At 66.5% G+C, this 20428-nt stretch carries 14 protein-coding genes, 1 tRNA gene and 2 pseudogenes; 5 read left to right on the top strand and 12 right to left on the bottom strand.

The window, feature by feature from the left end; translation table 11 throughout:
• Window positions 1-130 precede the first annotated feature (130 nt).
• Window positions 131-1876, top strand: coding sequence for a M28 family metallopeptidase (locus L0C21_RS07865; RefSeq protein ID WP_259277828.1), 1746 nt, complete (start codon window positions 131-133; stop codon window positions 1874-1876).
• A 211-nt stretch (window positions 1877-2087) separates the two neighbouring features.
• Here the strand turns inward: L0C21_RS07865 and L0C21_RS07860 are convergent, their stop codons facing one another.
• The gene (locus L0C21_RS07860) at window positions 2088-2855 is read right to left on the bottom strand and encodes a DUF8758 domain-containing protein (protein ID WP_259277827.1); all 768 of its coding nucleotides are present in this window, start codon (window positions 2853-2855) and stop codon (window positions 2088-2090) included.
• Window positions 2856-3243: 388 nt separating this feature from the next.
• Between L0C21_RS07860 and L0C21_RS07855 the strand changes: the two genes are divergently transcribed.
• The 4 genes from L0C21_RS07855 to L0C21_RS17035 all read left to right on the top strand — a co-directional run bounded on the left by L0C21_RS07855 (window position 3244) and on the right by L0C21_RS17035 (window position 6727).
• A complete protein-coding gene (locus L0C21_RS07855) occupies window positions 3244-4497 on the top strand; it encodes a GGDEF domain-containing protein (protein WP_259277826.1) in 1254 nt (417 codons plus the stop codon).
• Window positions 4498-4698: 201 nt separating this feature from the next.
• The gene (locus tag L0C21_RS07850) at window positions 4699-5139 is read left to right on the top strand and encodes a hypothetical protein (RefSeq protein WP_259277825.1); all 441 of its coding nucleotides are present in this window, start codon (window positions 4699-4701) and stop codon (window positions 5137-5139) included.
• A 128-nt stretch (window positions 5140-5267) separates the two neighbouring features.
• Complete coding sequence (locus tag L0C21_RS07845; protein ID WP_259277824.1) at window positions 5268-6047, top strand: class II aldolase/adducin family protein; 780 nt, start codon at window positions 5268-5270, stop codon at window positions 6045-6047.
• 104 nt (window positions 6048-6151) lie between these two features.
• Complete coding sequence (locus L0C21_RS17035; RefSeq protein ID WP_259277823.1) at window positions 6152-6727, top strand: cytochrome b; 576 nt, start codon at window positions 6152-6154, stop codon at window positions 6725-6727.
• 49 nt (window positions 6728-6776) lie between these two features.
• Here the strand turns inward: L0C21_RS17035 and L0C21_RS07835 are convergent, their stop codons facing one another.
• The 11 genes and pseudogenes from L0C21_RS07835 to L0C21_RS16855 form a co-directional block, all read right to left on the bottom strand.
• Entirely contained in the window at window positions 6777-9026 is a 2250-nt protein-coding gene (locus L0C21_RS07835; protein WP_259277822.1) for a putative bifunctional diguanylate cyclase/phosphodiesterase, read from the bottom strand.
• Window positions 9027-9171: 145 nt separating this feature from the next.
• On the bottom strand, window positions 9172-9513 hold the full coding sequence (locus L0C21_RS07830) for a DMT family protein (protein ID WP_259277821.1): 342 nt from the start codon (window positions 9511-9513) through the stop codon (window positions 9172-9174).
• A 268-nt stretch (window positions 9514-9781) separates the two neighbouring features.
• Window positions 9782-11454 (bottom strand): annotated as a pseudogene (gene leuA, locus L0C21_RS07825) (2-isopropylmalate synthase).
• Between the two features lie 564 nt (window positions 11455-12018).
• Complete coding sequence (locus L0C21_RS07820; RefSeq protein WP_259278843.1) at window positions 12019-12678, bottom strand: enoyl-CoA hydratase/isomerase family protein; 660 nt, start codon at window positions 12676-12678, stop codon at window positions 12019-12021.
• Between the two features lie 126 nt (window positions 12679-12804).
• Window positions 12805-15000 (bottom strand): S9 family peptidase, encoded by a 2196-nt coding sequence (locus tag L0C21_RS07815; RefSeq protein WP_259277820.1) that lies wholly within the window; start codon window positions 14998-15000, stop codon window positions 12805-12807.
• 105 nt (window positions 15001-15105) lie between these two features.
• On the bottom strand, window positions 15106-15618 hold the full coding sequence (locus tag L0C21_RS07810; protein ID WP_259277819.1) for a DUF2497 domain-containing protein: 513 nt from the start codon (window positions 15616-15618) through the stop codon (window positions 15106-15108).
• Between the two features lie 93 nt (window positions 15619-15711).
• Window positions 15712-17082 (bottom strand): TolC family outer membrane protein, encoded by a 1371-nt coding sequence (locus tag L0C21_RS07805; RefSeq protein WP_259277818.1) that lies wholly within the window; start codon window positions 17080-17082, stop codon window positions 15712-15714.
• A 65-nt stretch (window positions 17083-17147) separates the two neighbouring features.
• Entirely contained in the window at window positions 17148-17801 is a 654-nt protein-coding gene (locus L0C21_RS07800; protein WP_259277817.1) for a protein-L-isoaspartate O-methyltransferase family protein, read from the bottom strand.
• A gap of 472 nt (window positions 17802-18273) precedes the next feature.
• Window positions 18274-18347, bottom strand: a tRNA-Cys gene (locus L0C21_RS07795).
• A gap of 85 nt (window positions 18348-18432) precedes the next feature.
• Window positions 18433-19764 (bottom strand): serine hydrolase domain-containing protein, encoded by a 1332-nt coding sequence (locus L0C21_RS07790; RefSeq protein WP_259277816.1) that lies wholly within the window; start codon window positions 19762-19764, stop codon window positions 18433-18435.
• Between the two features lie 230 nt (window positions 19765-19994).
• A pseudogene (locus tag L0C21_RS16855) lies at window positions 19995-20384 on the bottom strand (DMT family transporter); the annotation flags it as partial.
• Window positions 20385-20428: the final 44 nt, after the last annotated feature.

The following is a 20428-nucleotide window of genomic DNA, read 5'->3' as shown; positions in this document are numbered from 1 at the left end:
GTTCATGACGGGGCAAGATGAAAACCCTTGCCTGCGGCGGCCAAGCCTTTCAGGGTCTCTCGTCAGGGGGCGCTGCAAGGGCGAACATCCTTGGCCCCGTGCAAGGGAACAGACAGGAAGGAATGAACCGATGCGTCCGCAGACACGCAAGGGCCAGAAGCGCAAAGGGTTGGAGAAGAACAAGGCCGGGCTGCTGCTGGCCTGCTGCCTGATGGCGGCGACGCCTGCCGTGGCGGCAAGCACGGGCGGTCTTCCCACCGTTTCGGCCGAGCGGCTGGAGAACCATGTGCGCCTGCTGTCCGACGACAGCATGGAAGGCCGCGAGGCCGGCAGCCAGGGCTACAACCGCGCCGCCCAGTATGTGGCCGGCCAGTTCCAGGCGCTGGGCTTGAAGCCCGCGGGCGACAACGGCCAGGCGACGGGCCTGAACGGCTATTTCCAGAAGGTGACGCTGCAGGGGGCCAAGCGCGTGGCCGAGGGCGCGAAGCTGGTGCTGCACACGGCGGACGGCAAGACCATCCCCCTCTCCTACCCCAATGATTTCATCATCGGCGTCTCAATGCGCGAGGCTGAGACCGCCCTTTCCGCGCCGCTGGTGTTCGCCGGCTTCGGCATCGACGCGCCGGAGCGCGGCCACAACGACTATGCCGGGCTGGACGTGAAGGGGAAGATCGTCGTCCTCCTCGCCGGCACGCCCAAGGGCTGGCCGAGCGAGATCGGCGCCTACTACGGCTCGATGAAGGACAAGACCGCCGCCGAGCACGGCGCGGTCGGCATCATCACCGTGTCCACCAAGGAATCGCAGGAACGTCGCCCCTACAAGAAGGCGCTGGACTACCTCGGCAGCGAGAGCATGACCTGGGTGGGCGCGGACGGCACCCCGTTCGACAAGGCCCCCGGCATCCGGGTGAGCGCCTCGCTGAGCCCGGAGTCGGCCGCCAAGCTGTTCGAGGGCGCTGCGAAGACCTACGCGCAAGTGCTTGATGAAGCAGAGGAAGGGACGCCCAAGGGCTTTGCCCTGAAGATGTCGGCCGACATCGCCCAGCGGTCCGCCCATCGCCAGCTGACCAGCATGAACGTCGTTGGCCTGCTGGAGGGCAGCGACCCGGTGCTGAGAGGCGAATATGTCGTGCTGACCGCCCACCTGGACGGCCTCGGGCTCGGCAAGGAGATCAACGGCGACAAGACCTATAACGGCGCGATGGACAACGCGACCGGCATCGCCACGCTGATCGAGACCGCCCGCGCCTTCACGGCAAGCGGCGAGCGGCCCAAGCGCTCCATCCTGTTCACGGCGGTGACGGCCGAGGAAAAGGGCTTGGTGGGCGCGGACTACTTCGCCCGCACGCCGACCGTCGCCAAGGACAAGCTGGTGGCCAACGTGAACCTGGACATGCCGGTGCTGCTCTACCCGTTCAAGGACGTGGTGGCCTTCGGCGCGCAGCACTCGACGCTGGGCGACACGGTGGCCAGGGCGGCAGCAACGGCGGGCATCACCCTCAGCCCGGACCCGATGCCGGAAGAGGCGATCTTCGTGCGCTCGGACCACTACCGGTTCGTGCAGCAGGGCATCCCCTCAGTGATGCTGATGCCGGGCTTCCAGTCCGCCGACCCGTCGAAGGACGGCGGCAAGCTGTGGCACCACTTCCTCACCACCGACTACCACCGCCCGAGCGATGACATGAAGCAGGGCATCAACTTCCAGGCAGGCAAGCTGTTCGCCGAGGTGAACTACGTGATCGCGCGGGACATCGCCAATGCGGCCCAGCGGCCGACCTGGCTGCCGGGCAACTTCTTCGGCCAGAAGTACGCCCCGCACCAGACCGCCGCTTCCGCCAGCGGCCACACCGGGCACGCCGGCCACGGCCAGCACTGAGCGGGTTTGCAACTAGAGATTACCGGGATTCACCAAGGGGGACTTATCCCCCTTGGACCCCCTTTCGTTTTTCGGGACGCACCCAGTCAAACCGATGCGCCAAGCCTCGGATGCCCAGCGGGCGCCACCACCCATCAAAGGCACGGCCCGATTAAATGAACGGGAGTGCAGAGGGACCAAGTCCCTCTGCAAAAACAATCCAGTCAAAGTTCTAGAACAAAGTGGGCTGGGCGACGGCATCGAGCGGGATGACGCCGTGGGCGCGCCAGCCGTCCGGCTCCTGCGCGCCCGTGACGAGGGCCATGCCGTTGCGGGGAAGGTCTTCCCCGTAGCAGCGGGCCATTTCCTCCAGCGCCGTCTTCTCGCCGTGGAGCCTCAGCCACTTGAGGAAGGCGGCCTCCATTTCCCAGTCCTGACAGGCGATGGTGCGCTCGCCGTCCGCATCGCGCAGGCGGTAGCGGAAGGCATAGGGACAGGGCCCGGACGGCATGAGGTGGGTCTGCCCCACCAGATCAAGCCGGGCGCGCAACTGCTCGAACTCCGCGCCCTTGCGAAGCAGGTCCGCCGCGCTGAGCCGCTCGGCCTCGAAGGCGAGCACCTCGGGCTTCAGCAGCGCCAGGCGGCGGCCGGCCTGGCGCGCTTGCTCCAGGCTGTGGACGACGGCGCGGCTGAGAAACCCGGCCCGCTCCGGCGCGCGCAGCTGGCCGGTGATCTCGATGGACCGGGGATCGGCCCGGCAGGCCTCCGCAGGGGCATCCGCAGAGGGCGGCAACGGGCTGAGCCGGAAGCGAAGCCGATCCCACCGGCCGAACCTCTGCTCGTCCTCCGGCGCGCGGAAGGAGACCGGCGAGAGCTTCAGCCACTGGTGGTAGGGGTTAAGCGCGAGGATGGCGACGGCCTCGCCGGGCCTGCCCTCCGGCTGCGGCAGCGCCCGCACCAGAACCACCGCCTCGGCAACGCGGCTGCCTAAATCCTGCATACTGTCTGCCAACCCTCGTCTCCAAGCCTCGCAACCGCAGCCGGAAGGCGGGCTTCATGCGCCCCGCCGCGGCGACGGCAGCGTTATAGGCCAGCCCGCCCGCATGATCCATTCCCGAAGCGCCAAGCCGTCTCCGGCTCCGATATGGATAATCAGATTTTAAGGAATTTCAGACATTGTCCGCAGCTATGAGGAGAATAGGCGAGAAGACGCAAAAGGCGCACCGCAACACCCGGTTCCGGCACCAGCCAAAGGCCTGAAACCTGCCGACAGGCCCGGCCGGAACAGAACGGGATGCGGCCCCCGAGCGGCTTGCCCGCACTCTTCCGGACAGAGCACGACAGCGCCAAGGGTGGCGCAGCCTTCACCCTGTCCATTCGAGGACACCATGAGTCATACGGCATTCACGCACCTGTTTGGAACTGACCTGGCAACGGTGCGAACGGCGGTGAGCGCGCAGCTGGTTTTCGGCGCGATGTTCTTTTCCCTGACCCGCCGGGTGTTGCAGCGCTCCAGCCTGCCCGCCTTCTGGGTGCTCGCCAACGTCACCACCCTTGGCGCGGTCTTCTTCGATGGCCTGGCTGATACCGACGCGGGTTCGTTCTGCAAACTGCTCGCCGGGCTGCTGCTGGCCGCCGCCGGCGCGATGGTGCGGCTGGGCGTGCGGGCCCACCTCGACCTGGAATTGCAGCTGCGGCGCACCCTCATGCTCGCCGTCATCGCCGCCCTTGGCATCGGCCTGCCGCTGTGGCTGTTCGCGCCCGCGGGCCTTGCCTTCATCGTGCTGTTCAACATCATCGACGCCGCAGTCCTGTTCGACGCCACACGGCTTTACGTGCGGGGCCAGAAGGAGTTCTGGAACGCCCAGACCGGCCTGCTGGTGGGGCTGATCGTCGCCTGGTCCGGCTTCTCGCTGATGACCGGCGTCATCCAGGTCATCCACAACACCCTCCTGGTGCTGCCGGTGCTGGTGGATCTGCTCCAGCTCATCCATAGCGCGGTGACGGCGCTGATCATCATCTCGCTCAACTTCTTCGGCTTCCTGCTCGTCAGCCAGAAGCTGGGCGCGGAGCTGAACACCCTCGCCTCGGTGGACGGGCTGACCGGCGTGCTCAACCGCCGCGCCTTCCAGCGCGCCGCCAACGAGGTGTACGGAACCTCGGTGGCGTGGGGCTACCTGCTGATGCTGGACATCGACCACTTCAAGCGGATCAACGACACCTACGGCCACGCCGTGGGCGACCGGGTGCTGGAAGGCTTCGCGGACGCCCTGAGCCGCTCGGTCCGCAGCAACGATCTGGTGGGCCGCACCGGCGGCGAGGAGTTCAGCGTGCTGATGCCCGCCGTGGACAAGGCCATCGCCGTCGCCGTCGCCGAGCGCATCCGCGCCAGCGTGGACGAGCTGACGTTCCCCGTGGATGACAGCCCGACGCCGCTGCGCGTGACGGTGAGCATCGGTGTCGCCTCGATCGAACCGGGCTGCACGCTGGACCAGACCATGGCCCACGCGGACAAGGCCCTCTATGCCGCCAAGCGCGCCGGACGCAACCGGGTGGTGCGGGCAACCGCCGTCGTCTGCAAGACCGTCGACGAGGCGTGGTCCGGCGGCGGCACGGCAGACCAGCATGAGCCCGTCCTGTGATGGCCGGCGCTGCGATCATCCGCGAAACGGAGGCGCGGTTCCCGGCGCTGGACGCGGCCCCGGCCCGCTTCGCCTCCGATTTCCCGCCGAACGCCGCAGAATGGCATCCGGCGGATTGCTTGCCAAAAGCAATGGTCATAGCTTTCAAGACGCGGCGAGGACTCGCCCCGCCGCCTCTGATAGACATTAGGATGTGGAGCAATGGAGAGCCTGGGTCGGCGCTTGCGCGCCTCCATCGAACGCTCGATTGATGAGCATGAGCGGCAGAAGCTGCTCGTCTTTCTGGAATCCCTGAAGCTGGCGATCACGGATCAGATCGAGGCGGGCGACACCGACCTCGTCTACGAACTGACCGAGGCGGTTTACGAGGTGCGCTCCCCCCTCAACCCGCTCAACGAGCTGTGGATCGACTTCGAGGACTGGCTGCGCCACAACGACCTCTCCTCCTCCCTCCGGGCGGAAAAGGGCTTCAGCGAGAGCAGCTACAGCCTCGCCGTCTACCCCAGCCGCTTCGGCCCCTCGCGAAAGAAGGTGGACGGCGGCCTGGCCGAAACCTGGCTCGAGAAGCTGATGGCCAAGCCCGACGTGACCGACGGCACGCCCGATGAGCCGGGCAGCCCCGCGACGCCGGACGGCCAGTAACCACCGGCCCGCTTGGCAGAATATACGAAGAATATTGTAGGGGGGATGGCCGCCCCGACGCAGAAAGCCGCATCGCTCCGCCCCAAGTGCCGTTATCATCGCGGCACAATCCTGGGGAGGAGAGCATCATGGCAGATGTGGAGACGAAAGGCGCATCGGTTCAGGACCGGGTGAGCGCGGAGGAATGGAAACTGCGGTGCGACCTGGCGGCGGCGTTCCGCCTCGCCGCCCACTACGGCTGGGATGACCTCATCTTCACCCACATGACCGTGCGGGTGCCGGGGCCGGAGCATCACTTCCTCATCAACCCCTACAACCTGATGTTCGATGAGGTAACGGCCTCCTGCCTCATCAAGATCGACCTCGACGGCAAGCCGGTGGAGCCGACGCCCTACCTCGCCAACCCGGCGGGCTTCACCATCCATTCCGCCCTGCACATGGCGCGCGAGGACGCCCAGTGCGTCATCCACCTGCACACGGCGCAGGGACAGGCGGTCTCCACCATGGCCGAGGGACTGATGCCGCTGACCCAGACCGCCATGCTGGTGCGCTGGGACACCGCCTACCACGACTACGAAGGCGTGGCGACGGACCTGGACGAGCGCGAGCGGCTGGTCGCGGACATCGGCGACAAGCACGTGCTCATGCTCCGCAACCACGGCACCCTGACGGTGGGCCGCACGGTGGGCGATGCGTTCCTGCGGATGTACTTTCTGGAGCGGGCCTGCGAGGCGCAGGTGATGGCGCTTTCGGCCGGCGCCCAGGGCCTCTACACCCCGCCGCAGGGCACGCCCGAGAAGGTGGCGGGACAGGCCAGCGCCGACAACATCACCCTGCTCGCCCAGTTCCTCGCCTGGCCCGCGCTCATCCGCAAGCTCGACCGGATGGACCCGAGCTATCGCACCTGAAGCGTGCGCTCACCCTCGGCGACGGCCGGACGCGGCGAGCCTTGCCTGCGAGAATTGTTTGTATACGCTCAGGCAACGAACTGTCGTGCCGGAGAGATTGGCTTATGCTGAACGATACGCCCACCCGCTATGGAACCCTGACCCGCCTGATCCACTGGACCATGGCGGCGCTGATCGTGCTGCAATTCCTCAAGCTTGGGGATTACATCAACGACGGCGAGCACTGGGTGGGCCAGACCATCGTGCCGCTGCACGGCTCGCTCGGCCTCCTGCTGTTCGTGCTCATCGTGGTGCGCCTCGCCTGGGCGGTGAAGCAGCGCGGCCGGCGTCCGCTCTATGCCGGGCTCCAGCGCATTCTGGCCAAGGCGGGGCACGGCCTCCTCTACGCCTGCATGGTGCTGATGCCGCTCTCGGGCATGTCGCGGGGGGCTCGGCCACGGCCGGGGCCTCAAGCTGTTCGGCCACCAGCTGATCGAGGGCAGCGGCACGCAAACCGACTGGCTCCTCGCCTTCAGCCAGATCCACGCGCCGCTCGCCTGGCTGTTCGTGGCGCTGGCGATCGGCCACATCCTTGTCGCCCTCTACCATCGGTTCGTAATCAAGGACGGCACCTTCGCCCGCATGGCGGGGTAAACCCGCCCTCGCAAAGCGCGCCCCGACAAGCGAACGGGAGATCATAAGGGGGTCCGCGCCCCCCTTATGTCTTTCATAGACTCTACCCGATGCGCTTCAGGCCAGCCCCGGCAGGAGGGCGAGCTCATCCCCCGGCACGGGACGGGAGAACAGATAGCCCTGCATGCCGTTGCATCCGGCCGCGCTCAGGAACCGCTGCTGCTCGGGCGTCTCCACGCCCTCGGCGACGACGGTAATTCCCATCGCCTGCCCCAGATTGGCAACCGCCGCGACGATCGCCACCGAGTCCGCGTTCTGATCGGCATTCTGCACGAAGCTCCTGTCGATCTTGATCTTGTCGATCTTGAACTGCCGCAGGTAGCCGAGCGACGAGTAGCCGGTGCCGAAATCATCGAGCGCGATCCGCATGCCGCTGGCGCGCAGCATGGCCAGCGCCCGGCGGATATAATCGTCGCCATTGAGGAAGATGCTCTCCGTCACCTCCAGCTCGATCTGGCTGGGATTGACGCCGCTCTCCCGCACGATGCCGATGAGGCGCTCGGCAAACCCGGCAACGCGGAACTGCACCGGCGACAGGTTGACGGCGATAAACAGGTTCGGCCACCGCTTGGCGGCGACGCAGGCCTCGCGCAGCACCCACTCGCCCAGATCGCTAATCAGGCCGGTCTCCTCCGCGATGGGGATGAACTGGCCGGGCGCGATCATGCCGCGGGTCGGATGCCGCCACCGCACCAGCGCCTCAAGGCCGACGACGCGATACCCCTCCCCGCCGACCTGCGGCTGGTAATGGACCTCCAGCCCCGTGCCGCTGGCAAGCGCATCGCGCAGATCCGCCTCGATGGCGCCGCGGAGCCGCACGGACTCGTCCATCTCCTCCGTGAACACGCAGAAGTTGTCGCGCCCCTCGGCCTTGGCCCGGTACAGCGCGATGTCCGCCTTGCGGAGCACATCGACCCGATCCGTGGCGTCTACCGTTACGTTCACAACGCCGATGCTGACGCCCACGAACGCCTGATGGCCCAGCAGGCTGAAGGGCTCCCGCACGGCGGCCAGGATCCGCTCGCAGATGGCTTCGACCTGTTCCGGATTGCAGTCGCTGAGGATTACGGCGAACTCATCGCCGCCCAGGCGCGCAACCGTATCGCCCTCGCGCACCAGGCCCAGGAGACACTCGGCCACCTCGCAGATGAGCGCATCGCCCGCATGGTGGCCAAGCGTGTCGTTCACCTGCTTGAAGCGGTCGAGATCGAGCGCAAGCACGGCAACCCGCTCGCCCCGGCGCGCCCGCGCCAGCGCCTGCTTCAGCCGGTCGTTGAACAGGGCGCGATTGGGCAGACCCGTGAGCACATCGTGAAACGCCAGATGCTGGGCCTGCGCCTCGCTCGCCTGCAGCTCGATGAGGGTAGACTGAAGCTCGCTCGTCGCGCGCCACAGCCAGCGGGCGAGCAGCGCCATGCTGGCGATGGTGAGCAGAACGGTAAAGATCGTCAGCACCCCGGTCTGGCGCATCAGCATGGAACCGGGCAGATCCGGATGCCAGAAGAAATAGCCGATCGGCTCGCCGCGATGCGAGGTCACCGGCAGAACCTCCTCGCCCTTGCGCTTGACAGGAGACATCGAGAACCGCGGAGCATCGATGAGGTTGAGGCTCGCGAGGTCCTTGAGAAACTTCCGGTCGAGAAACTGCACGCTGATGATGAGATGCTCGCGCCCCGGCTGCACATGAACCGTGTCGGTGAACGGTACGATCCGCATGACGCTGGCAATGGCGGGGCGGCCGTTGATCCGCACCATCCCCGACTCGTGCACCATGCGCTCGGACGTGAGCAGGGTGTTGTTCGTTGCGGGCGGCTGGCCGGGATTGCGGTCGTGCGGGCCGTTCCGATGATGGATGCGCCCGCGCACCGCATCAATGAATGACTGAAGATCGGCCTGGATCGTTCGGAAACGCGCCCCGCTGACTTGCTCGCCGCCGATGGCGGCATAGATCGGCCGGTCTTCCACATCGAGGATGTAAACCTGATCGTGGCCAAAAAGCTTGTACAGCCACTTGCCGATATTCGTATTGAGCCACTGGCGGTCGAGCTGCGGCTGCTCCAGGGTCACGACCAGGGCGTCCCAGGCCGCAACCAGTTCCTGCTCCTTGGCGAGCTTGTCGATACTGAGGTTGATGGCCTGACGCGTCTCGCGCACCTGCCGCGCGACGGAGGCCTCATCAGTCCGCTGGATACCCAGGTAAAAGACGAAGGTCGCCGTTAGAACCGCGACAAGGGTAACACCGGCAAGCGGCCCGAAGATCTTTGTCCTGAAGCGCCATTTCTGGCGCGCACCATCTGGAGAAACCACTTGTTGTCACATCTCCACAAACACGCAAAAGGTTAAATACCGGGAAAGTATTAATGGCCGGTAAGCGAAGCATCGCCGATGCCTCCCCCGGTCCTACAACGGGCGGCGAGGCAAGGATCATTCGGGCGGGGTTTTGCCGGCCAGCCTACTTGCTGAAAATGAGCACGGCGGCCACGACAATGAGCGCAAAGCCCACTGCCTGCCGGGCGCTGATCGGCTCGCCCAGATAGGCCCAGGAAAAGACGGCGAAGATGAGGAGCGTGATGATCTCCTGCATCCCCTTCAGCTGCGCGGCGCTGAGGCTGCCGTGGCCGATGCGGTTGGCCGGCACCTGCAGGCAATACTCAAAGAAGGCGATGCCCCAGGAGATGAGGATAACGGCCCAGAGCGGCGCGGACTTGAACTTCAAATGCCCGTACCAGGCGAAGGTCATGAACAGATTGGACGCAACCAGAAGACCGACGGCGACAACGGCGTTGGACGGCATACGGAACCCGCAAAGCCTGAGAAACCTAGCGTGGCCGTACACCCGTTCGCGGGGCGGAGGAAGGGGTTTTAAGCAAGCGCTTTCCAAAGTCTTATGCAGGGGGATCTTGATCCCCCTGCACCCCCTTTCACTTTTCGGGCCGCGCCCAGCATGGGCCTTGGCGCTTCGCGTTTCAGATCGCGTTGCGGACAAGACCGGGTGCGGTCCTTTCAAACGACTGGGGGATCGAAAGGGGGTCCGAGACCCCCTTTCCTCCTCACACCACCACTCAGGCCACCGCGCTGTTGGCGGCGCTGAGCACGGCCTTGACCGAGGCGGTCGCCACGTCCGCGTCGAGCCCGACGCCGAAGACGGTGCGGCCATCGGCCGTGCGGCATTCCACGTAGGCCGCGGCTTCGGCGTCAGCGCCGCGGCCACGGGCGTGCTCGTGATAATCAACGATATCGAGGCTGAGGCCGCAGTCGTCTGCGAGCGCCGCGATGACGCTGGAGAGGAGGCCGTTGCCATGGCCGGTGATGGAGCGCTCCTGCCCATCAAGACGGATGCGCCCGGCGAAGCGGCGGGCGGCGTTGCCCCCTGCCCCATGGTCTCGGCGTAATCCACCAGTTCGAAGCGCTGGTCGCCTTCCAGATGATAGGTCTGGCGGAAGGCGGCCCAGATGTCGGCGGCGGTCAGCTCGCGGCTGGTGGCGTCCGCCAGGTCCTGCACGGCGCGGCTGAAGTCCACCTGCAGGCGGCGGGGCAGCTTCAGGCCCTGATCCTGCTCCAGCACCCAGGCGACGCCGCCCTTGCCGGACTGGCTGTTGACGCGGATGACCGCCTCGTAGGAGCAGCCGAGATCGGCCGGATCGATGGGCAGGTAGGGCACGTCCCACAGCTCGTCGTTGCGGGCGGCCTGCGCCGCGAAGCCCTTCTTGATGGCGTCCTGATGGGAGCCGGAGAAGGCGGTGAACACCAGCGAGCCCGCATAAGGATGGCGCGGGTGCACCGGCAGCTGGTTGCAGTGCTCGACGGTCTCGACGACCGACTGGATGTCGGAGAAATCCAGTTCCGGATCAACGCCTTGCGTATAGAGGTTGAGCGCGAGGGTGACGAGATCAACGTTGCCGGTGCGCTCCCCGTTGCCGAACAGGCAGCCCTCGACGCGATCCGCCCCCGCCATCACGGCGAGTTCGGCGGCGGCGACGCCCGTGCCCCGGTCGTTGTGCGGGTGCACGGAGATGATGACGCTGTCCCGCCGGGAGATGTGGCGGCAGAACCACTCGATCTGGTCCGCATAGACGTTGGGCGTTGCCGCCTCGACCGTTGCGGGCAGGTTGAGGATCAGCGGGTTCTGAGGCGTTGGCTCCAGCACGTCCATCACCGCCTCGCAGACCTCCAGCGAGAAATCCAGCTCGGCCGTGCTGAAGGTCTCGGGCGAATATTCGAAGGTCCAGCGCGTCTCCGGCTGCTTCAAGGCTTCCTCGCGCAGGAGCGTGACGCCCTTGACCGCGATGTCCTTGATGCCCGCCCGGTCCATGCCGAAGACGACGCGGCGGAAGGTGGGCGAAATGGCGTTGTAGAGGTGCACCGTTGCCGAACGCGCGCCGCGCAGGCTCTCGAACGTGCGGGCGATCAGCTCTCCCCTCGACTGGGTGAGCACCTGGATCTGCACATCCTCCGGCACCCGGTTGTTCTCGATGAGCTGGCGGACGAAATCAAACTCGGTCTGGGAGGCCGAGGGGAAGCCCACCTCGATCTCCTTGAGGCCGATCTTCACCAGCATGTCGAAGAAGCGCTGCTTCTTGGCCCCGTCCATGGGGTCGATGAGCGCCTGGTTGCCGTCGCGCAGGTCGGTCGACAGCCAGCGCGGCGCGCGGGTGATGACGCGGGACGGCCACTGGCGGTCCGGAAGGGCAACGGGCGTGAACGGGCGGTACTTGGTCGAAGGGTCGCGCAACATTGGGGCTACTCCGCGAAGAAAGGGGTCTCAAGAAATTTGAGACGGCAGAGGGTGCAGCCGCCGGGCAGCCGTCTTGTCCCGGCGACTGCCGGTAAGTCGCGCAAGCCCCCTGGCGCGGCGCGGCAGAATGCGGCGGCGCGAGTGGGCGCGGCAAGGCTCCAGGTGATGCGGAACAGTAATGATGAGAACCATGACAACCCCCATGGCGGCGCAAACGGGCAAACGACGAAACCCCGACTCCCTTAGGAAGCCGGGCAAAGAAGTCGTAGCATTGCGGCGCGATGGTGCGTCATGCCGCCAACGTTACCGAGTTACGCAAGCCTGTCAACCATCGGGGCGATGCCTTTGGCGCACCCCCGCCAGTTCAAGGGCTTTAAGGGGGTCGCGGCCCCTCTTTGGGAACCCCCTTTCGGTTTGAACGGGACGCACCCGGCCGTGCCGATGCGCGAGCCTTTGAAATCCAGTGGGCTGCACGGCCGATGCGGGGGCGCGATCCGATCAAACGAGAGGGAGTGCAGAGGGCCCAGGCCCCTCTGCAAAATCAAAACCCAAACCCAGATAGCGCTAGGACTTCAGCAGCGACTTGAGTGCCAGAAACCCCGGCTGGGCGCTGAGGCTGCGGGCGCGGGCCACGGCGGTGGACAGCAGGCTCTCGGGGTCAACGCAGCTTTCCGCCAGCCCCAGCGCCAGCGCCTCGGCAAAGGGGAACGGGATGTGGGACAGGCTGAGCCGGCGTACGGCGACCGGCCCCAGCTCGCGCCCCACCAGCTCCAGCGCCAGATCGGGGAACAGCACCTCGCCCGCCGCGTCGACAAGGCCGAACTGGCCCTCGGGCGTATCGGCGAACAGGCGCACATCGGCCGTCAGCGCCAGAATGAGACCGCAGCCGAAGGTGTTGCCGTTGACCGCCGCCACCACCGGCGTTTCCAGTCCCTGGAGCGCCTCGATGAGCGTGCGGAACGAGCGGGCCAGGTCCTGCCGCCCTTCCGGCGACAGGGCCTCGACGCACGGCCCCGACAGGCCGCCGCAGAAGCTGCGCCCCATGCCGGTGAGCACCAGCCCGCCCGCCGGCGGGGCTTCCGCCAGCTGGCGCACAACCCGGGTGAGCGCCGCCAGCGCCACCCGGTCCAGCGCATTGTCCGGCGGGCAATTCAGGGTGACGACCACCGTCTCGCCCTCGCGCCGCACCATGACCGTCGGTTGCGGTTCGGCCCACTGTTCCATCACGGCCAACTCCACACTGTCATTGACTGCTGGCATATGCCGGAGGCGCTACGCCAGGGCGACAGCCACACCGCAGGGGGAGAACCCAAGGCCCCGCCCCATGCGGCCCGGCGCGCCGCCCCGGCCTTATTGCCCAGCCTGCGGCGCGGCGGCCTGGCCTTCGGCGTTGCCGCCGTTGACCCAGCGATCCAGCCAGCCCAGCACCTCCCGGTGCCATTGGATACTGTTGGCAGGCTTCAGCACCCAGTGGTTCTCGTCAGGGAAGACGAGGAAACGGCTGGGAATGTTCCGCCGCTGGAGCGCGGTAAAGGTTGCAATGCCTTCCTCCAGCGGCACGCGGAAGTCCTCCTCGCCGTGAATGACGAGCATGGGCGTCTTCCAGTTCCGCACATAATTGACCGGATTGAACTTCTCGTAGGCCTCCGGATTGTCGTGGTAGGCCCCGCGCCCGTTCTCCCACTCGCTGAACCACAGCTCCTCGGTGGCATAGGCCATGTGGCGGTTGTCGAAGATACCATCGTGATTGACGATGCAGCGGAAGGCATCCGGCCAGTTGCCGGCGATCCAGTTCATCATGTAGCCGCCGTAAGAGCCGCCGAGCGCGCAGGCGCGGCTGCCATCCAGGAACGGATACCTGGCGAGCGCCGCCGCCCAGCCCTTCTTCAGATCCTCCAGCGGCTTGCCGCCCCAGTCCCCGCTGATGCTGTCGGTGAAGGCCTGGCCGTAACCGGTCGAGCCGTGGAAATCGACCATCACCACCGCATAGCCCGCGCCCGCATAGGCCTGCGCGTTCCAGCGGTAGTGCCACTGGTCGGAGAAGCTGCCCTGCGGGCCGCCGTGGACCAGGAAGGCGACCGGGTATTTCTTCGCGGGATCGAAGTTCGCCGGCTTGATGAGGTAGCCGTAGACATCCTCGTTGTTCCAGCCCTTGAAGCTGAACTGCTCGTAGTCGCCCATGGCGATGTCGGCGAGCTTGTCCTTGTTCACCTCGGTCAGCTGCTCCGGCTGCACGCCGCGATAGGACAGGCGGTAGAAATCCGCCGGGCGGGTGAGGCTGTGCCAGCTAAAGACGATGTCCTTCTCGCCGGCGACGAACTCGCCCACCGAGCCGCTGCGGGTGAGCGGAATGCTGCGCCCGGTCTGGACGTTGACGAGGAACAGCGGCTCCTTGCCCGTGTCCCCCGCCGTTGCGACGATGGCGGAGCTGTCCGGCTTCCAGTCGAAGTGGCTGATGGAGCGATCCCAGGCCTTGGTGACGGCGCGGGTCTCGCCGCTTGCCAGGTCGCGGATCATCAGCGTCAGCTGGTCCGCCTCGAAGCCGGGGCGCTCCATGGCGAGGTATGCCAGATATTTGCCGTCCGGCGACACGCGCGGCTGGGTGTCCATGGCGTCGTTGGCGTCGGTGAGGTTCTGCGGCGCGGCCGAACCGTCGGCGGGCGCGGCGAAGATGTCCAGGTTGGTGGACAGGGCCTCGATGCGGCCCGCCTCGCGCAGGGTGAAGTAGAGGGTCTTGCCATCGGGCGAGAAGGCGATCTCTTCCCCGCCGCCGAAGGGCTTGGACGGGGTGTCGCCGATCAGCCCCTGCGAGACGAGGGTAACGGGGCCGCTCGCCTTGCCGTCCTGCAATGCGACGGTGAACAGCTGGGAGCGGGTGCCATCGGCCCAGGTGTCCCAGTGACGGATGAACAGCTGGTCGTAAACCCGGCCGGTTTCAGGGCTTTCCTCCTTCGCCTCCAGCCGCTTGGCGGTGCAGGCGAGGTCCGCCTTGCAATCGGGGAAGGTATCGGCCCAGAAGGCGATGCGGTCATCCTTCGGCGAGAGATGGAAGCCGCCGATGCTGACCGGCGCATCGGTCACCTGGCTGGCCGCGCCGCTGGCGAAGGTATAGCGCCACACCTGCGACGTGCCGGAACGGGAGGACAGGAAGTAGAGATGCTGGCCGTCCGCCGACCACTGGGGCGAGGTGTCCGCCGCCGGATCGGCCGCCAGACGGCGGGGCTGGGCCCCCTTCTCTTCCAGGTTGAGCACGAACAGATCGAACCGGCCCTTGTTGGCCTCCATGTCCGTCTCGCGCAGGGCATAGGCCAGCCACTTGCCGTCGGGCGAGAGGGCGGGCTCGGACACGCGGTTGAGGGTGACGAGATCATGGGCGGTGAAACCGCGCGGGGCGCTCTGGGTGGCGGTGGCAGAGGCCGGCGCCGGAGCCGGCGCCGGAGCCGGCGCCGCTTGGGCCAGGGCCGCGCCCGAGGCCAGACCGGAGGTGGCCGCGCCCAGGAGCGCCACGGACGCAAGACGGCGTCCAAGCAAGGAGAGTCGGGACATCAGCTTTCCCTTCCAAATGCAAAACTTGCCCGGACTATAAAGGCAAAGTTTCGGGAAGGGAAAGAGCCCAGACGGCAGGGCCTGCCCCGGCCAGGTGGGTGTGGTTTATTCGCCCGCGACGCGCCCCGTGATGCGCGCCACTTCGCGCGCCACCGTGCGCTCGACGATCTCGGGCAGGTTGGCGTCCAGCCACTCCTTCAGCATGGGGCGCAGCATCTCGCGCACCAGGCCTTCCAGCGTATTCTCGCTGCCGGGGTAGTTGCGAACCAGCAACCCCGAAAGAGTGTTGAGCTTCTGGGTGGTCGCCGCCACCGTCTGCTCGGAGATCAGGCCTTCGTCCATCAGCGACGGTCCCTCCGGTTCAGGCTTTTGGGCAACCGGCGCTTCTACCGTGTCGGTCAGCTCGAGAACGTCCTCGTCCTCGGCCTCTTCGAAAGCCTCGTCAAAAAACTCATCAACCGCCTCCTGGGCGGCGGGCTGGGGTTGCGGCTGGGGCGCAGCCTCAACCTCGGGCCGGGGCGCCTGAGCCTCAGCCGGCGCCGCCTCACCCTCTTCCGAGATGATGCGGCGAATGGAGGCCAGTATTTCCTCCATGGTCGGTTCTTTGGAATCGGCCATTGCTTGCCCCAGTTCCCTATAACATCAGCGCCGCGACCTTACACTGTCGCGGCGCCTGCGTCATCAGCCCCGATTAAGTCTGCTGAGTTAAAATCAATCCCAGCCGAACAGGCGACCCTTCGACCGCTCGTAATGCTCGGTCGGATCATAGACCTCGACCGGCAGGCCCAGATCCTTCGCCGTCAGGCGGCCCAGGGCGCTGAGCAGCTCGTAGGCCGCCACATACTGGTTCCGCTGCGCCCGCACGAGCGACACCCGCGCGTTCAGCAACTCCTGCTGCGCGTCCAGCACTTCGAGAATAGTGCGGGAGCCAACCAGCTGTTCCTGCGTTACGCCTTCCAACGCGATCTCATTGGCGCGCACGGCCTCGGAGGCCGACTGGATGGTGGAACGGGCAGTGCGAAGCTGTTCCCACGCATTCCGGGTCGCTTCCGTGACCTGGCGCTCGGTCGCGGCGATTTCGAGAACACGCTGGCTCTGGATCTGCTGGGCCCGGCGTACGGCGGCATATTCCGCCCCGCTTTGATAAAGCGGAATGGTGAGGGTTGCCCCGATGCTGACGTCTGTCTGGTCCCGGTCGTCATTGATAACGCCAGGAAATTCCTGGTCGAAGCTGCTGCGCGAGAAGCCGTTCTGCCGCCAGGTGACGCCCGCCGAGGCGTTGACGGACGGCAGGATCGCGCCCTTGTTCACCGAAACGGCGTAGCGCTGGGCCTGCTCGTCGTAGCGGGCGGCCAGCAGAACCGGGCTCTCGTTCTGCGCGATGGCGATGGCTTCCTCCGCCGTTGGCGGCAGCACCGGCAGCTTGGACGTCGCCTCGAGCGTGCCCGGCAGCTGGCCGACGACCCGGCGGTAGGCCTCGCGGCTGGCCGTGAGCGCGGCTTCGGCGGCCGTGCGGTCGCTGATGGCCGTGGACAGGCGCGCCTCGGACTGGGCCACGTCGGTGCGGGTCAGCTCACCCACCTCGAAGCGGTCGCGGTTGGCCTCCAGCTGGCGCTGGAGCACTTCAACCTGGTTCTGGTTGAGACGCAGCACGGCTTCATCGCGCACCACATCCATATAGGCGGTCACGGCGGCGAGGAGCACGTCCTGCTCGCTGACGCGCAGCCGCTCGCGCTGGGCCAGCACCTGACTGTCGGCCGCGCGCACCGAGTTCACCGTGCGGAACCCGCGAAACAGCGGCTGCGTCACCGTGGCCGAAGCCGACTTGGACGTGGTGGCCCTCGTGCCGCCATCGCTGTCGGCGCGATCAATCGTGGCCTGGCCACTGACATTGGGACGGTATCCGGACACGGCCGTGGCCACATCCTCGTCCACCGCGCGCAGGGCCGCCCGCTGGGCCGCCAGATCCGGGTTGGACGTGTAGGCCTGAGCCAGCGCCTCGGCCAATGTTTCCGCCGAGACAGGCGACTGGCCAAACACCATCATCGCCGAAGCCATAAGCAGCACTTTGCGGTAAATCATAAACAAAAAGTCCTTGCCACCCCTAAGGGCCGCACCTGTTACGCTGGACGGCCGGACACAAAATCTCAGAACACGAATGTTTTTGGCTTTGTAAAACCAGGAAGGACCGGCACTGCCGCGTCCATGAAATCGAATACGCCGAAACCCTTGCCGCTCCTTCGGCCGATGACGCCTTTTCCGACGCCAGCCGCCACGAGCACCATGGCCACGCGCCCGCCGTCCTTCACCTGATCGATGATGGCCGCCGGGATCTCCTCGACCGCTCCGTCGATGAAGACCAGATCATAGGGAGCGCCGGCCGCGTTGCCCGCAGTCAGCTCGCCCTCGACAAAAGTGACGTTGGCCACGCCCAGCTCGGCCAGCCGTTCGCGGGCGATGGCGACCAGCTCGGGATTGGATTCAAGCGCCACCACCGTCGTGCCCATCAGCGACAGGAGCGCGGCGACATAGCCCGTGCCCGCGCCGACCAGCAGCACCTTCTCGCCCGGCTTGGGCGCGGATTCCTGAAGCAGGCGGCCAAGGACCATCGGCTCCATCAGGAAGCGGCCCGGCGCCACCGGCAGATCCTCGTCCACATAGGCAAAAGCGCGGCGCTCGGGAGACACGAAGTTCTCGCGCGGAACGGCGCGGAACGCGTTGATGACACGCTCGCTCGTGACGCGGTTGGTCCGCAGCTGGCTTTCCACCATGTTGGCCCGGAGCTGTTCGGCAGTCGGCATTTTTCTCGTCCCAGGTTAGAGTCTTGCGCGTGGCTTATAGTGCAGCGTCATGAAACCTGGCAACCAATCCGCCATGTATTTTCCGCCACACCACCTTCCAGCGGTGAACTCTGGCAGCATCGGGTGGCTGCAACAACCACCCGAGCCGGTATGTTTCGGCTACATAAGGACTAGGCGGGGCAGATTCCAGCCCCTTGAAGGCATGAATTACGCAACGGTTCTTCCAGGATCGGGCAACAGTTCCCTACCTGACTTTGGAGGGAACACATCCCAGGACGCTCTGCGCCAGGAGAATGAGATTAATTGAATTGCGCGGAGGCGATTTCCGATCCGCTTCCAGCAGCCCATATGCACGGGCACGGAAGACAAAGGCGCAGCGTGCCGCAAATCTGCTGCGCTGCCATCGCCGGATGGTTGGGCGCCGGAGGTTGGATCGGGAAGAAGGGAAAAGGCGGCAAGGGTGCGAGTGTGTTGGAGGCCCGAGCCGGAATCGAACCGGCGTATACGGATTTGCAGTCCGCTGCGTCACCACTCCGCCATCGGGCCCCGTGCCGCGTGGCGACGGCTTCTAGCAGGTCATGAGCCACCGCGCAACCGAAGCCGCGCATTCTTATGAAGATTCTTGGCGCGTTCAGGTCTTGTCCGCTCCGGCTTTCGCGGCCCCGGTCTCCACGGCCTCGGCGACGGCGCGGATGTAGGCGAGCCGGGCCTTGCTGCGCTCCGGATCGCCCGCCCGCGGCCAGGCGCTCAAGGTGACGACCACCAGCTTCTTCTCCGGCCAGATGCGGATGTTCTGCCCGAACACGCCCCGCGCCTCGAAGCCCGCGCCATCGACCGTCCACCATTGATAGCCGTAGCCCTGCCCTTCCCCGCGCAAGGGGGCTCTGGGGCCGGTGGCCTCGCCCACCCACCCTTCGGGCAGGAGGGACTTGCCGCCCACCTTGCCTCCCGCCAGGATGAACTGGCCGAAGCGGCCATAGTCGCGCAGGGACGCGCTGAGACAGCAGCCGGTCATCGCCCTGCCCTCCGGCCCCCGCTTGTCCGTCACCCAGAAGCCGTCCTGCTCCATGCCGAGCGGTGCCCACAGCTTTTCGGACAAATACGCCGCGACCGGCTTGCCGGTGGCGGCGCGGATCACTTCGCCGAGCAGGCCGGTTTCCGCCGTGTTGTAATTGAACACCGTGCCGGGGGCATGGGCGCGCGGCAGCGTGCCCATGAAGGCGACCAGCGGCGGCACCTTGCCTCCGCCGGGCGCGGTCTCGCCCGGAGTCACGGATTTACCCTGGGCCGCGGCCTCGGCGATGCGCGCGAGGCGGTTCACGTCTGACTGGGGGTCGGCATAGTTCTCGTTCCAGCGCACGCCCGAGGTCATGGTGAGCAGATGGCGGAGCGTCGCGCCATCGTAGGCCGTGCCCTTGAGAGCGGGCAGGTAGCGGGTCACCGGCTCATCGAGGCTCTTGATCGCCCCGTCCTTCAGCGCCGCGCCGATGAGCGTCGAGGTGACCGACTTGGCCATGGAAAAGGAGGTCCAGCGGCCCTTCTCGTCGAGCCCGAGGCCATAGCGCTCCAGAACGATGCGGCCATCATGGAGGACAAGCAGCCCCGCCACGTCGTTGTTCGCCATGAAGCGGGCGGTGTCCCACGGCGCGCCGTTATAGCTGTAGCGCACCGCCAGTTCCTGCCCGGCGCGCGGCAACGGGCGGATCGTCTTGCCCCGCGCCACCACCTGACCGGGGAACAGCCGCTCCATATGGCTGTAGCCGAACCGCTGCTCGTCCGGCGTCCAGAACAGCAGCCTGGCCGGATCGGGCAGCTTGATGTCGCTGACGGCGATGGGATGGCGGACATCCGCCTGCGGCTTTGCCGGCCTGTCCTGCGGAGAAGGCTGGGCCACCGCGCCCGCGCACAGCGCTGCCAGCCCCGCGCCAAAGAGACCTGCCCGTATAAAAGCTGCCGCCGCCATGAAATGCCTCCCCTTGCTCCCTTTGCCCATTGAGGTGAAGTCGGGCCCGGCAAATCAAGAATATATTGCCTCAGGCGGGTGGATTTTCGGACGATCCCTCGGGCGGATTGCCGGGTTCGGCGGACGCATCGGCCTTCGCCTTGCCCCCCGCCGCCGGGATTGAATTGAATGAGGAAAATGCCGCCGATGATGAGCGCCACGCCCGCCAGCCGCCAGGGCGTGATCGGCTTCTGCTCGAACCCGGCCAGGGCAGATCGATCAATGACGAGGGAGGCGATCACCTGCCCGCCGATGACCGCCACCATGAAGGCGGCCGCCCCCAGCCGCGGCGCAACCAACAGGGAGGTGATGAGGAAGATCATGCCGTAAAGGCCGCCGACCCACACCCACAGCGGCCCGGCGCTGATGGCCGCAAGGCGCGGCACCGGCACGTGCAGCACGGCGATCGCCGTCAGCGTGAGGGTGAGGCTGACGCTGAGGGACCCGGCGGTGGCCCACAGCGGATGGCCCAGCACCTTGGCCAGCTGGGCGTTGGTGCCCGCCTGAAGCGGCACCGCCGCGCCGACGATGGCCGCCGCGAGCAGCAGCAGGACATGGCTCCACCAGGGCGTCGAGAGCATGGGCTTGTCTCCGTTCAGGCTGTCATGCCGGAGGCGGCAGCGGG

Origin of the sequence: Pedomonas mirosovicensis (assembly GCF_022569295.1) — a bacterium.
Classification (GTDB): Bacteria; Pseudomonadota; Alphaproteobacteria; order Sphingomonadales; family Sphingomonadaceae; genus Pedomonas; species Pedomonas mirosovicensis.
Note: the sequence above shows the minus strand (reverse complement) of the source record. Positions and strands in the feature narration are given on the sequence as shown.